The following is a 13,819-nucleotide window of genomic DNA, read 5'->3' on the forward strand; positions in this document are numbered from 1 at the left end:
ACGAATGGTTTCAGGATGGATGTCATACATGCGAGCCAATACCCCCACCTTAATACCAGCCAACGCTTCTTTGACGATGTTAAGCTGCGTTTCTTTATCCAACCTTTTCCCCATACTGGATCACTCCTTTAACTTAAGTTTAGATTATTGGGTGTAAAGACTCCAGTTTAATTAGGGGGCCTAGGAGAATGTACAGTAATATCCTCACTAATGGCTCGAAAACTTCTTCTGGAGCTATAAATACTGCAGATTTGCAGGAATCCATACTTTAACCACCATCTAAACATAGAATGATGTACTTTTGCAGGATTATTCGCTGGTGCTCCGGTTTAAAGTTACTGGTTAGTCAATTGTCCAGTCATCAGCCTCTTGGAGCGACATCCTACTAGTTGCGCTTGAGGAGACAGAGTCAGATCTTGCTCAAATGCAGAATCTATAGATTCTGTGGACTATATAGACTCAATAAACTCAATAAACTCTAAAAACTATATTGATTCTATTGATTTTATAGATTCTATAAACTAACTATATAAAATCTAGAGAATCCGAGACAACTTACGATACGCCCGCGGAGAAATTCCCTCATTCGCCGTGAACACCCTACTGAAATAATGAATATCGGGATAGCCGACCTGATCGCCCACCCGTTCAATCGGCCAATCCGTTTCTCGCAGTAGCTTACGCGCTTCCCTATGCCGGATCGAACGGAGGTATTCTCCGGGGGGCATACCCGCCACCTCACGAAACAGCTTGGCAAAATGGTCCTCATGCATATTCATGGCTGCGGCCATGGATTTGTTGGTCCAGCGCTCAGCTGACCGCTCTTCTATCTCATCTATTAATGCCCTGATTCGCTCGGTATGAACAGAAGATTTAGCAGCATCTCGGGAGTTTTGTGTTCGAAGCAGCGAAGTCAGGATGCCAAGTAGCAGCCCTCGACAGACCCACTCATAGCCAGCAGGCCGCATGGTGAATTCATGAACGAGCTGTTCCATGGCATGAACACATTCAGGAGGTGGGGAGTAGACCGGTTCTTGTGACAATGGCATGAAAGGAGCGGTTACAGCTTCAAAGGCGAATTTATCGTGCATGACTTCATCCTCATTAACTACCATATCTTCCTCATGTGTAATAATGGATTCCCCAAAGAAATCAAAATGGATTCCAATAAGCTTAGTATCTGAATCTGACAGGATCGCATTCTGATGATATAGCCCAGATGAGAGAAAAATTAGCTGCCCAGCGTTCAGTATATATTCCTCCGTATCCATCTTTGTTAATAATTTGCCCTGGCGAACATATAGTAGCTCGAAGTCATATAGCCTTCTTCTTGGGAAGGTGCAAGGCGGAAGTGTCTGCAATTGTGCATAGTGAATTCCGGGTGACCAATCACGAGAGGGTACCTGCTTTCTCAGTGGATAAGAGGGATTTTTGTCAGACATGGAACTGCCTCCTGAATGTTTAATAGAATAGACCGGAATAATGCAAAAAGTCTCTTCTTCGCCTAAATAATTTGAGCTTTAAATCTATTATAATATAAATAAATAAAGGATACAAAATGCATGTGAGTCTGGAACGTCAAAAACGGAAAAGAACAAGTATGAGGAGGGTTCAAATGAAAAAGGGAATAAACATCTGGTCATTTCGGGAAGGAACAGAAATTAAAGAATGTGTACGTTTGGCTAAAGCGGCTGGATTTGAGGGGATCGAGCTTTCATTAAATGAGTCAGGTGAACTTGGTCTGCAAACCACTGAGAAAGAGGCACGTCTCCTTCGGGATTCTATTCATGAAACGGGTCTTGAGATCGCTGGTCTGGCAACAGGTCTGTATTGGTCTTATGCAATGACTAGTGAATCTGAAGCTAATCGAACTAAGGCAATCGACGTATGCAAAAAACAACTGGAGCTGGCAGCTGCGCTTGGTGTAGATTCGATTCTTGTCATTCCTGGCGCTGTTGGTGTGGATTTTATCGAGGGCTGTGAAGTTGTTGATTATGAAAAAGCATATGATAGAGCGCTGGAAGCGATTAGTCATTTAGCCAAGGATGCTGAGGAAGCGGGCGTTTCCATTGGTCTCGAGAATGTGTGGAATAAATTCTTGCTGTCACCGCTCGAATTACGTACTTTTATTGATACGGTCAGTTCCAGTTATGTTGGTTCCTATCTTGATGTTGGGAATATCGTTCATTCCGGTTATCCAGAGCAGTGGATACGGATTCTAGGCCATAGGATCAAGAAGGTGCACTTCAAGGATTACCGCCGGGCAGCTGGTGGGCTTCACGGATTTGTTGATCTGCTCGCTGGAGATGTGGATTATCCAGCAGTCATGAAAGCGCTTGAGGACATTGGCTACAACAATTATGTTACGGGTGAAATGATACCGTCATACACACATTATACGGAGCAAATTATTTTTAATACTTCTGCAGCTATGGATGCCATTCTCGGACGCACCACTTTCAAAGCTTAGAGTAGGGGGAGGCAATGCTCAGAGTCGGACTGGTAGGCTTTGGATTCATGGGCCGAATGAACTTTGATAATTATGTCCAATTAAACGAAGACGGCCTACAGAGCTGTTCAACCATCCGCTGGTCTGGAAGGTGCCTGGATAGAGCTTGATTAAGTATTATTCATTTAACGGGGAGGCTTCATTATGTTGAAAATCGGTTTGATTGGCTTTGGATTTATGGGCCGGATGCATTTTGATAATTATGTTCGCTTAACAGAAGAGGGGCATCCCATCGTCCTAAAAGCTATCTGTGATTTGCGAATTGAGGAATTAAAAGACGGTAAAGCGGACGGCAATATGAGTACCGCTCAAGAAGTGTATGATTTATCAGCTTACAATCTCTATGATGATCTGGAGAAAATGATAGCGGATGAGGAATTGGATATGATCGATATTGCAGTTCCTACTTACCTGCATGCTGAAATGGCCTGTTCGCTGCTGGAACGAGGATATCATGTCTTCTGTGAGAAGCCGATGGCTAGAACTTCTATAGAAGCGCAGAAAATGGTAGAAACCGCGGAGCGCAGAGGAAAGAAGCTGATGATCGGACAGTGCCTTCGTTTTTGGCCAGGGTATGAATATTTGAAAGAAGTTGTTGAAACTGAGCAATTTGGAAAAGTGACGGAGGGGTATTTCTACCGTGGTTCGGGAGCTCCTAAAGATTGGTTTCTGGATGAGAAGCTAAGCGGTGGCTGCATCCTGGATATGCATATTCACGATACGGATATGATTAACTATCTGTTCGGCAAACCGGACAAAGTATCGACTTTGGCACGGAACGTTCTACCAGGAAGCGGATATGATATAGCTTCTTCACACTATTTTTATAAGGATGCAAAGGTGATTAATGCTCAGGTGGACTGGACGCTGGAGGGCGACTTTGGTTTCTACATGGGGTATAGGGTTAACTTCGAGCGAGGAAATGTTGTATTTGATGGTAGTGGAGTCAAGGTGAATCCCAATGATGGAGCAGGCTTTACGGTGGAGCTTTCCCCGGATGCGGGTTACTACAGAGAGTTAGTTTATTTCCTGGATGCAATTATTCAAGATAAGCCTATTGTCATTTGTACGCCGGAGAGTGCAGCAGAATCTTTGGAAATCATAGAGGCGGAAGTACAGTCAGCGAATGCCGAAGGGGAATGGATTGTACTTAACTAGCAGAATATAGAGGTTGGATAGGCGTGACTGGAGTATAGATCATTGTAGATGATTTCTCCAGTCGCGTCTTTTTGTCGTGCAGGATATTTAACCTTTGTTCCTCTGAAACTTTGTATTGTCCCTAGCATAGTGTGATACGGAGCCGTCATATCTTCTTAGACGTACCTGTTCATCGGAGAACTGCTCAACAATTCCTGAGGCTACCTCGGAATACATTCCATCAGGGTCAAGCTGTAGGGCAGAGATATAAGTTTGGGATAAAGCGGCTATAAAAAAATCAATATTTTTATTAAGTGTATGTGGCATGGTATTCCCTCCGGTGATATCTTCAACATGTATGAATATAAATAATCCTAAGGAACTATTTTACCACGATTTGCGGATGATTTTGAGGAGGAATTACTTGATTTTGGTCAAAAATATGCGAAATTTGGTTGTAATTGTATTTATTCTTCGAAGATCATCCGAGGGCAGGTAGCGAAGTTGTTTCGCTGTCTGTCTTTTTTTACTTTCTGGTTTGAAAAGAAACCTGCGGACGGATATGATTTGTGTAGTGAAAGGATGATCGCCAAATGACAGAAGAAACACAAAGAGCCAAGGAGTTATACACACGATTTCTGGGTCATTTTTTAAATATGCATAAGGCAGGTTTGCTTAAAGAGTATAAGAGCTTTGAAATTCCTAGAGAACATGAATTAGAATGGCTCAATGAAATGGCCTTGGAGTACGCCGAACAGCTGTCGATCCGGGATTGGGAAGCGATTACTGCATTAGATGCCTTATCGAGAAACTATCAAGACAGCTGGATTGTGAAGAAGGTATCTTCTTTTGCCTCGCGGAATATGATGAGTGCGGATAGTCTGGTTAGATTGATCTACGCAGAGAAACTGGTTGATATTATTGGCTCCCATAAACAAGTGATCTCAAAAGAACTGTTATTTGAGGCCTGTAAAGTTGCTGTGCAGATCCTCGAAAATGTTATTTCACAGCCGATGGTCATAGACCCTGGACATGAGCTTAAGAAGCTTGGTCTTAAAGATAAAAGAGCATTGAACAGTCGTGCAGAGCAAAGTATGGAACAGGTGAAGGTGCTAATTAATTAATCGTTGGAGGGAAAATATGAGGTTACTCGTAGCGCAACCTAATCACGAACCCCATTTGGAGCATTTACTCAAAGAAATGAGCAGGCAGGATTCTTTTGACGCGGTGTTGTATCCAGAAGGTTATGTAGCAGATGAAGCCAGTGTAAAGACCTTATGTAAACTCGCCACAACATATAAAAAGCTGATCATTACAGGATATAGGAACAGCAACAACAAGGATAGAGCGCTAATGATTCATCCTTCGGGGGATATCATTTTGGAACGAGCTAAATCTCCTATGGATGAATTGTTGTATCGCCCTTCAGTTGCGGAAGCGGATGGCCTCAGTATTGGTTATTTGCTGTTAGAGCTGCTGCAGGGATATGTTGGTTTGGAAGGACAAGCAGAGTCGTTAGATTTCATTGCACATCCGATTGGGGTGGGCATGTTCAGCGAAGAACAGTTTGCATTATGGATCGATGAAGCCATTAGGATTGCCGTGAAATATAACACGATGATTATTGGGACAAGCCATGCTGACGGATCTTACCGAAATTGTGGAATTTCGATTCCCATCTCATATTGGATCGACTCTACCGGACAACCTATTTATATTTCGAGTAATGATACGAGAAGTCGCATTATTAATCTCGAGACTAGGCAGGTTGATGTTCTAGATTAGGGAATGGCCGAAGTTGACATACTGTTGTCAAATTGGGTGTGCTACGATTTCATAACAGATTAACTCTGATGATCTATAGAAGAAAATGAGGGATACACAATGGCTGAACCTTTAAAAGCGATGTACAATGAACAATTTCTGCATCATTTTGGCGAAAAGATTCATAGTGTACATAGTGGCTTCGACACAGATACATTTGTAATTTCAGCTATGGCGGAACCCTGGGATACGCTCGAACTGAAGGCAAGGATGCGGCGGGTTACAGAGACTCTGGGAAGTCATTTACAGCTTCCTTATGAGGAAGCGCTGGCGATTTTATTCGCTATTACTGAGGATTGTGTGGGATTTCCATACTTGATCTTTCCGGACTTTGTAGAGGTATTTGGTCAAGGTGATGAGCATTGGAAGCTGTCCATGCAGGCGCTGGAAAGGTTCACACCGAAGTCGTCAGCAGAATTTGCGGTTAGACCGTTTCTCTTGCGTGAACCGGAGCGGATGATGGAGCAAATGCTAGTATGGTCGAAGCACCCCGATGAGCATGTGCGCCGGTTAGCAAGTGAGGGTTGTCGTCCTCGTCTACCCTGGGGACAGGCTCTCCCTATGTTTAAACTAGATCCATCCCCTGTGTTACCTGTACTGGAGCAACTTAAGACGGATTCTTCCCTATATGTGCGCAAGAGCGTGGCTAACAATTTGAACGATATTGCGAAGGATCACCCGGAGGTAGTGCTTGAGACAGCTCGCCGCTGGATAGGTACAGATCCCCTCACGGACTGGATTGTGCGGCATGGATGTCGTTCTTTAATCCGTAAAGCTAATCCGGAGATTATGGCTTTATTTGGATATGCGGAGCAAACAGATGAAGCAACACCACTCATAACGAGTGCTTCTATAGCGATTGATCCTACCCTGTTGCGGATTGGAGAAAACTCTGAATTACAATACGAAATTCAAGTTTGTGAAGGAGCTCCTGCCCGTATTCGAATAGAATATGGAATCTACTTCGTGAAGGCTACAGGTCGAACCTCTCGTAAATCCTTCTTACTATCGGATAAAACAGTACCCGGGGGTACAATTCTGTCGGGCAAACGGACGCATCGCTGGGCAGATTTAACCACTCGTCGTCATTATCCCGGGGAACATCGGATTGTGCTGTTGGTTAACGGGCGGGAAGTTGCAGATACGGTGTTGAAACTTGAGGGGGGTCAGTAAATGAAAAAAGAAGTGTTGATTTTTATTTCTAATGGATATGCGGATTGGGAAGCTGGATATATAAGTGCCGAACTAAACAAGCCAGAAAGTGAATACAAAGTTAGGACAGTTTCTTTAAATAGCGATAATATAAAGTCTATGGGCGGATTTACAGTTATTCCGGACTATAATATTGACAATATCCCTTCCCAGTTTGAAATGTTAATTTTAATTGGGGGTACAACCTGGAAAGATAATTCAGCAATTATTCCAGTTGTTGAAAAATGTATACAGGATAGAACACCTATTGCCGCTATATGTGACGCAACTACTTTTTTAGCAGAACATGGCTATTTAGATAACATCCCTCACACTGGGAATTCATTGGATTACTTAAAAGAGTACGCTCCTAATTATAAAGGGCACACAAATTTTATAGAAAAACAGACCGTTTCGAGTGACGATATCATTACTGCTAATGGTACGGCTGCATTGGAATTTACAAGGGAAATCTTGAAGAAGTTAAAGGTTATGCCAGTAGAAAAAGTTGATGGATGGTATACCTTTTTCAAAAATGGATTTTATCAGGAATCATGAAGTCATGAAAAAAGGTGTTCTCAGGTCTTATGGACTTGAGAGCACCTTTTTGCTTATTTTTTCACTTCAGTGACGCCAGTTACTTTTCCTTGATCCGAGGTATCGAATGTGGATTGATACTTAGCATCTGAGAAGTAAACATTCCCTTCAACCGTTGCATTTACTAAGCTGAAGCCGTCCGCTTCTACGTATACATCACCAATAAATGTACCGCCTTGAATACGAGCGTTTTTACTCTTGATCGTAATTTTTGGTGCAGTTAGTTTATAGGAGTTGGTGATATTGTGCTCTGCATCTTGTGTATAGAGAGCAATCTTGCGGGCGGGTTCATCTTTATTCGTGAATTGTCCGTCCAGCACGAGATCCTCGGTGAAGGTCAAGTCCTTCAGCGTAGCAGCAATCCAAGTACCATCCGCACTGATAGCCTTTTTAAAGGCCTCTTCATTATCTACTACCGACGCTGAGGTTACAGCATCTGTGGTGTTATTAGTGTTACCCGCGTTATTGGTGTTACCAGGCGTAGTAGTGGCGGTGGGGGTGACGTTGGCATTGTTATTGGTTGAGTTTCCGCATCCGACCAATAGCACAATTGCAAATACTGCGGCTACGCTTGTTATCTTTCTCATCTGTATAACCTCCCTGAGTAATTGTACTGATATCCTTCGAGCTTAATATAGACTGATTAGTTAGTATTAATGTGGTGTAAGCACAAACGTTTACCGTCCTTTAGGGACGCTGAAGGCGTTTCTGCTTGTGGACACAATAATATTTACCGATCATTCTACAAATGGTAATATAGGCCTGGACATCTCTGGCGTATAGTATGACCTGGAAAATATGAATTATTCGAAGAAATTCAAGAAGAATAACATTCTTCTTTTGATGAAGAAGCAATTTAGATTACAATAAGTAAAGGTGAAAAAAAAGGAGCTGTACCAATGGCTAAACAGAAGTTTTATGTAGTATGGGAAGGCAAGCAACCGGGAGTCTATAGCACTTGGGCAGAATGCCAGGCGCAGACGGATCACTATACCGGAGCCAAATATAAATCTTATGAATCTAAAGCAGCGGCGGATGCGGCTTACACAGCAGGTTGGAAAGGAAATTGGGGAACCGGGGCATCGGCATCCGGTGCGGCTAAGTCTAAGGGGACAAGTTCTTTTAAACGAAGCGCTACAGTGGAGACCTCAGAGGAGATCGATTACAACAGCATTTCTGTGGATGTAGGTACGCGTGGCAATCCGGGTCCAGTCGAATACAAAGGCGTGGATACACAAACCGGCGATATTATTTTCTCTTGTGGGCCGATTAACAAGGGGACTAATAATCTAGGTGAATTTTTAGCGATTGTGCATGCTTTGGCGCTCTTAAAGAAAGAGGGAAGCAATAAGACGGTCTACAGTGACTCTGTGAATGCAATGAAGTGGGTAAAGCAGAAAAGGGTTGCTACAACCTTGCCGCGCGATGCTTCAACAGAGGAAATATGGGTGCTTATTGATCGGGCAGAGCGTTGGTTGCAAACCAATACATATGACAATAAGGTGCTTAAGTGGCAGACTAAAGAGTGGGGCGAAATCAAAGCAGATTATGGCCGGAAATAAGTGCTGTAAGGCTCTGGATTTTGGCTAGAGGAGGATAATTGGGGATGTTCGGCAACGATTGGGATGAGATATTACAAGATGAAATGCAAAAGCCCTATTTTCTGGAGCTAATGGCTAATCTGGAAAGTGAATATAAGGAACATACAGTCTATCCGCCAAAAGAATTACTGTTCACGGCGTTAAAGGTTACGCCTTATAGCGGGACACGAGTTGTTATTTTGGGACAGGACCCTTACCATGGAGCAGGACAAGCTCACGGTTTAAGCTTCTCAGTAAATCCGGGAGTGCGTATACCACCTTCACTGCGTAATATTTATACGGAGCTAACGGAGGATATCGGTGTACCAACCCCAAACCACGGCTACTTAATGGGATGGGCTGAACAGGGTGTGCTTATGCTCAACTCGGTATTAACAGTACGTGAGGGGGAGCCGAATTCTCATAAAGGTCTAGGCTGGGAGACATTCACAGACACCATAATGAAGAAGTTAAATGAAAGAACTACGCCGATGGTGTTTATTTTATGGGGCAGTCATTCACAAAAAAAAGGTGCCTTTATAGACCACAGTCGACATGAGGTTATTCAGTCTCCACACCCGAGCCCGCTCTCGTCATATCGTGGATTCTTTGGTAGTCGTCCTTTTTCGAAGGTCAATCAGTTTTTGGAGTCGAAGGGAATGAAAGGGATTGATTGGTTCATTTCGGACTTATAACTAATGGGATGTTGGGAAGGGGGAGGGAGCTATGAAGCATTGGGTTGGTAAACCGGTTATCATGTACTGCGGCGACGAACCTTACACGATCATGAAAGGCATTCTGCGCAAATGGGATCTTTCTGCTTCTGTAGCGGTCATCGGTCATCAGGAAATTGCTGTGCCATTTCGGGATATTGTGGTCATCAAAGCTTTAGCTCCTAGAGAAAGAGCACTGCCTCCAGTCTTGCATTCTGTGGGTTATGTGATGAGGGAACGGCAGCAATTTGATAATGCAGTATATTTTAAATCGGCGGTAAGTGTTTGGAAAGAGGATCGGCTGATTGTTCTGAATACGACCATCGTTTCGCATACCAAAGGTTCAGTTACACTTCAAGATGGACAGAACCTTATGAAAGGCAATCATATATTTGTAGTTCGTTCTTTGCGAGGTTAATTTCAGAAATCCTATAAAGAAGAACAAAAAGGTGGGTCTCCGCTCGGAGATGTGCCTTTTTGTTCTTTATGGAACTTCATTCAGTTCGTATAACGCTTAGAAAGTGCTATAGATTCTCATGCTTAAGAGGCTCAGCCTCTTCCTCTCGATCTGCAACAATAATCTCATACACACGCAGAAAAACAATTTTGGCAATCATATAGACGGGTAGCGCAATAAGCACTCCAATAATACCGTAGAAATCCCCACCTATAAGAACAAGAAGGACCGTTGTCAGTGGATGAACATCTAATGATTTGCCGTAAATGATCGGTGAGAGTACATTATCTTGAATTTGCTGTGCAATGAATATAACGACCAGAGACCAGATTGCCATCGTAGGTGACTCAATGAATCCAACAATAACTACTGGGACTCCCGCAAGGAAAGAACCCACATAAGGAATGAAATTGAGCGGTACTGAAATTACTGCGAGCAGCAGTGAATAGGGGAGACCAATGATAAGAAAGCCGATATACAACAAAATACCAAGTACAACGTTTAACACCACGCGTGTGACAATGAAACTGCTCAGTGCGCTGTCAATATCCCCGAACATCTCCTTGCCTTCCTTACGGTACTTTCTAGGGATTAAGCCCTGTAGTTTTGGTGACAGTTTATAGTCATCTTTTAGCATGTAATACAGAATGATGGGCAAGGTAGCGATTAGAATAACAATGCTGGAAACTACGCCGATCAAATTGGACATCGAATTAGTCACCCAAGTAATAGCATCGCTAAGATATTCTGATAGACGGGCAGCTATGTCGGAGTCCCCTTGGAAAAAACGTGACAGAGTAGGATTGTCCCTTAATGCATTGAACTGATCCTGTAATCCCTGAACGAGATAAGGGGTGTTATCAATAAAGTTCTGAATTTGTTCTTGCAGCGTCGGCCAGACTAGAATCCAGAAGAGAACAAACAATCCCGCAAACAGGAAATAAATGAGCAAGATGGAGAGTGTCCGGTTTAAATTTCTTTTCTCAAGAACTCTTACTAAGGGGCGTAACAGGTAGTACATGAAACCTGATAGTACCATGGGAACGAGTAATAATCTGACAATGGCAGCCAAAGGCGCGAATAGAAACATTACTTTGGAGCCTAAGTACAAAATAAGTAAAAAAGCGATAATAGCAAGACTTGTCCGAAAATACTTCTGTTGTTGCAATAGGAACATCCCCCAAGTTCAAAATAATAATCTATGTAGTTTAATAACCCTAATTCACATGTCTTGATTCAAAAGAATGGATTACTCTCCTATAGGTAGTTCTTGGCATATCCGTAGAGGATGTCCAGATGTCTAAAGTTACGCCAAATAAGTAGTTCATAAAACATAGCCATAACATCGTTTTATTAACTACTCGAGGCCTTTATGGATTATCTTGACTTCCGTCTAGAAGGTTTCTTCGTGGATAGGGTGAATATTTCTGGCACTTCAATTTCGCCTCCGCTTTCCTTCGTAACTTGTCTTGCCTTGACGAGAGATAAAAAAGCAAAAAAATCCCCTAGAGTGGCCAGTGCGGCAGCGATGATTTCATAATCTTCAGCGCTTAATTCTGCTGTTTCCTCACGGTTAGTAACGTTCCCATTGTTATTTCCATTACTATTCGTATTGCCTTTACCGCCCATTTTTTTATTGTTTCTTCCGTTGGCCATTTCTGATCACCCGCTTTTTCCTATATGTAGTATTAATATGTTTTAAACACCAGCGATGAGATAGGCGATTGGTATGTAATTTTCTAGTGGCGCTGTTTCCCCTTTAAGGAAGGCTGAGTTTATTCCAGTTATTACATCTGTCGGAGTGTCGTTTTTAATGTTAAAGCGCTTTACAGATGATGAAAACGCTGTTAAAATCATAAACGAGCAGAAATGATCAATAACAGTCAAGAATGATCAAATAATGGTCATGAAATTCCAAAAATAAACGCATTTAATAAAAGGATAGCACTGTAACTTAAAGGAGCGAATCACGATGTTGTTTGAGGAAGAGAGAAAACAAAGAATCGTGCTTTTTGTGGAAAAGAATTCAAGGGCTTCGGTACAGGAGCTAAGTCAGGAACTGGGTGTATCCGAATCTACTGTGCGCCGTGACCTGAAAGAGCTTGAAGAAGCTAAGCTGTTGAAACGAACGCATGGCGGGGCGGTATCCCTGCAGAGTGTCAACTTTGAGGCGTCCTATCCAGATAAGGAAGATCGTTTGTTGGATGAGAAGCAGAGGATTGCACGCAAGGCTGTAGAGATGATTGAGGAAGGCGATGCTATTCTGCTGGATGCTGGAACCACAACACTACAGATCGCAAGAGAGCTGAAGACTTTTTCTAATATCAAGGTGATTACGAATTCGATCATGGCGCTCAATGAGTTGAGGGATTGCCGGAATATAGAAGTTTCGATAACAGGTGGTATGCTGCGGCCCGATACACTAGCTTTTGTAGGACCGATGACAGAACGTTCTTTAGAGATGGTGCGGGTGGATAAAACCTTTCTTGCAACCAACGGGTTGGACTTACGAGATGGCATCACGACACCGAATATGCTCGAGGCTGCAACTAAGCGAAAGATGATCTCGGTAGCGAAGCAAGTGATCCTGCTGGCAGATCATAGCAAGCTGGGTCAGGTATCCTTCTGCAAGGTTGCCGATGTGACGGAAATGGATCATTGCATTATTGATTCTGGTGCGTCTGACAAATTCATTCGTGAGCTTACGCAAATGGGCGTTGACGTCTCTCTGGTATGAACTTAGGTAGATGATATGTTTTATGAATAGAAACTGAAACAGCCTTAATTAAGTGGTAAGGAATCATCGTAAGATTGTTTGGAAAAATTACATTTGCCGCATGTTTAGGCGGTAATATATGGCTTAGAAAACCAAAATAATTGAGGGATAATTATGATCTATACAGTAACGCTTAATCCTTCCATTGATTATATCGTGGAAGTTAAAGATTTGAGACTAGGTGATTTGAACCGAATGAAACGTGATTTAAAGCTTCCCGGAGGTAAAGGGATTAACGTATCACGCGTGTTAAATCAGCTTGAGGTTCAGAATAAGGCCATAGGCTTCCTGGGTGGATTCACCGGGCGATATATTGAGGAATGGTTGCGAAAAGAATCGATTTCAAGTGATTTCGTATTTGTTTCTGATGATACCCGAATTAACATCAAGCTTAAGCATGGTGAGGAGACGGAGATTAACGGTGCAGGGCCTGTCATCCGAGATACGGAGGCCGATGCGCTTTTGCAGAAGCTGACCGCTCTGAATGGGAATGATGTTGTGATCTTGTCGGGAAGTGTTCCCCCATCAGTGGGTGGAGATTTCTATGACAGATTGATATCTGTATGCAAGCAAAGAGGGGCCGAATTTGTCATTGATACAACGGGTTCAGCGCTGAAAAAGGCACTCCCTCATCAGCCGTTGCTTGTTAAGCCTAATCATCATGAGCTTGCAGAGCTATTCGGCGTTACGATACAGACTAAGGAAGAAATTATAACTTATGGACGCAAGCTGCTCGAAGCTGGCGCGAAGCATGTGTTAGTTTCAATGGCTGGTGAAGGAGCTTTGTTCATAACGGAACATGGGGTATACCACGCCAATGCTCCAAAGGGAACAGTAAAGAATTCTGTAGGCGCAGGAGATTCCATGATCGCTGGATTCGTCGGCACATTATCCTTGACTGGAGATTTGATGGAGGCATTCCGTGCAGGTGTTGCCTCGGGAAGTGCAACGGCGTTCTCTGATGACCTGGCAAATAGAGAATTTATTGAGAAACTTAGACCGCTGATCGACATCTCAGAAGTGTAAGCAAACAGC

Annotated in this window: 16 protein-coding genes and 1 pseudogene; 11 read left to right on the top strand and 6 right to left on the bottom strand. The window is 43.1% G+C overall.

Going from position 1 to position 13,819, the window contains the following annotated elements:
* Positions 1-536 precede the first annotated feature (536 nt).
* Positions 537-1,442 (bottom strand): helix-turn-helix transcriptional regulator, encoded by a 906-nt coding sequence (locus tag UQ64_RS05485; protein ID WP_060622495.1) that lies wholly within the window; start codon positions 1,440-1,442, stop codon positions 537-539.
* A 173-nt stretch (positions 1,443-1,615) separates the two neighbouring features.
* On the opposite strand from UQ64_RS05485, the gene UQ64_RS05490 reads away from it, so the two are divergent.
* Positions 1,616-2,470 (top strand): sugar phosphate isomerase/epimerase family protein, encoded by an 855-nt coding sequence (locus UQ64_RS05490; RefSeq protein ID WP_060622496.1) that lies wholly within the window; start codon positions 1,616-1,618, stop codon positions 2,468-2,470.
* A 183-nt stretch (positions 2,471-2,653) separates the two neighbouring features.
* Complete coding sequence (locus UQ64_RS05495) at positions 2,654-3,667, top strand: Gfo/Idh/MocA family protein (protein WP_060622497.1); 1,014 nt, start codon at positions 2,654-2,656, stop codon at positions 3,665-3,667.
* A gap of 87 nt (positions 3,668-3,754) precedes the next feature.
* Here the strand turns inward: UQ64_RS05495 and UQ64_RS05500 are convergent, their stop codons facing one another.
* A complete protein-coding gene (locus UQ64_RS05500) occupies positions 3,755-3,973 on the bottom strand; it encodes a hypothetical protein (protein ID WP_060622498.1) in 219 nt (72 codons plus the stop codon).
* A gap of 266 nt (positions 3,974-4,239) precedes the next feature.
* Between UQ64_RS05500 and UQ64_RS05505 the strand changes: the two genes are divergently transcribed.
* From UQ64_RS05505 to UQ64_RS05520, 4 genes are all read left to right on the top strand, one after another.
* Positions 4,240-4,770 carry a hypothetical protein gene (locus UQ64_RS05505; RefSeq protein ID WP_060622499.1) on the top strand — a complete coding sequence of 177 codons (531 nt, stop codon included), beginning with the start codon at positions 4,240-4,242 and terminating at the stop codon, positions 4,768-4,770.
* 16 nt (positions 4,771-4,786) lie between these two features.
* Positions 4,787-5,431 (top strand): hypothetical protein, encoded by a 645-nt coding sequence (locus tag UQ64_RS05510; protein ID WP_060622500.1) that lies wholly within the window; start codon positions 4,787-4,789, stop codon positions 5,429-5,431.
* 99 nt (positions 5,432-5,530) lie between these two features.
* Positions 5,531-6,643, top strand: a complete 1,113-nt coding sequence (locus UQ64_RS05515; protein ID WP_060622501.1) for a DNA alkylation repair protein — start codon at positions 5,531-5,533, stop codon at positions 6,641-6,643.
* Positions 6,644-7,219, top strand: a complete 576-nt coding sequence (locus UQ64_RS05520) for a type 1 glutamine amidotransferase family protein (RefSeq protein WP_060622502.1) — start codon at positions 6,644-6,646, stop codon at positions 7,217-7,219. It abuts the gene before it with no gap.
* 53 nt (positions 7,220-7,272) lie between these two features.
* Here the strand turns inward: UQ64_RS05520 and UQ64_RS05525 are convergent, their stop codons facing one another.
* Positions 7,273-7,845, bottom strand: coding sequence for a hypothetical protein (locus tag UQ64_RS05525; RefSeq protein ID WP_060622503.1), 573 nt, complete (start codon positions 7,843-7,845; stop codon positions 7,273-7,275).
* 312 nt (positions 7,846-8,157) lie between these two features.
* On the opposite strand from UQ64_RS05525, the gene rnhA reads away from it, so the two are divergent.
* The 3 genes from rnhA to UQ64_RS05540 are packed head-to-tail and all read left to right on the top strand — an operon-like array spanning position 8,158 to position 9,969.
* Positions 8,158-8,820 (top strand): ribonuclease H, encoded by a 663-nt coding sequence (gene rnhA / locus UQ64_RS05530; protein ID WP_060622504.1) that lies wholly within the window; start codon positions 8,158-8,160, stop codon positions 8,818-8,820.
* Between the two features lie 44 nt (positions 8,821-8,864).
* Positions 8,865-9,533, top strand: coding sequence for a uracil-DNA glycosylase (ung, locus tag UQ64_RS05535; protein ID WP_060622505.1), 669 nt, complete (start codon positions 8,865-8,867; stop codon positions 9,531-9,533).
* Between the two features lie 31 nt (positions 9,534-9,564).
* Positions 9,565-9,969 (top strand): hypothetical protein, encoded by a 405-nt coding sequence (locus UQ64_RS05540; RefSeq protein WP_060622506.1) that lies wholly within the window; start codon positions 9,565-9,567, stop codon positions 9,967-9,969.
* A gap of 106 nt (positions 9,970-10,075) precedes the next feature.
* Here UQ64_RS05540 and UQ64_RS05545 read toward each other — a convergent pair whose 3' ends face one another.
* The 3 genes from UQ64_RS05545 to UQ64_RS31575 form a co-directional block, all read right to left on the bottom strand.
* Positions 10,076-11,185 (bottom strand): AI-2E family transporter, encoded by a 1,110-nt coding sequence (locus UQ64_RS05545; protein ID WP_060622507.1) that lies wholly within the window; start codon positions 11,183-11,185, stop codon positions 10,076-10,078.
* A gap of 200 nt (positions 11,186-11,385) precedes the next feature.
* A complete protein-coding gene (locus UQ64_RS05550; RefSeq protein WP_060622508.1) occupies positions 11,386-11,664 on the bottom strand; it encodes a hypothetical protein in 279 nt (92 codons plus the stop codon).
* A gap of 42 nt (positions 11,665-11,706) precedes the next feature.
* Positions 11,707-11,895, bottom strand: a complete 189-nt coding sequence (locus UQ64_RS31575; protein ID WP_209445721.1) for a hypothetical protein — start codon at positions 11,893-11,895, stop codon at positions 11,707-11,709.
* Between the two features lie 76 nt (positions 11,896-11,971).
* Here UQ64_RS31575 and UQ64_RS05555 point away from each other — a divergent pair.
* Both UQ64_RS05555 and pfkB read left to right on the top strand, forming a co-directional pair.
* Positions 11,972-12,745, top strand: a pseudogene (locus UQ64_RS05555) (DeoR/GlpR family DNA-binding transcription regulator); the annotation flags it as partial.
* 153 nt (positions 12,746-12,898) lie between these two features.
* On the top strand, positions 12,899-13,810 hold the full coding sequence (gene pfkB, locus UQ64_RS05560) for a 1-phosphofructokinase (protein ID WP_060622510.1): 912 nt from the start codon (positions 12,899-12,901) through the stop codon (positions 13,808-13,810).
* The last annotated feature ends 9 nt before the right edge of the window (positions 13,811-13,819 follow it).

This window comes from Paenibacillus etheri (genome assembly GCF_001012825.1).
Taxonomy (GTDB): Bacteria; Bacillota; Bacilli; order Paenibacillales; family Paenibacillaceae; genus Paenibacillus_AQ; species Paenibacillus_AQ etheri.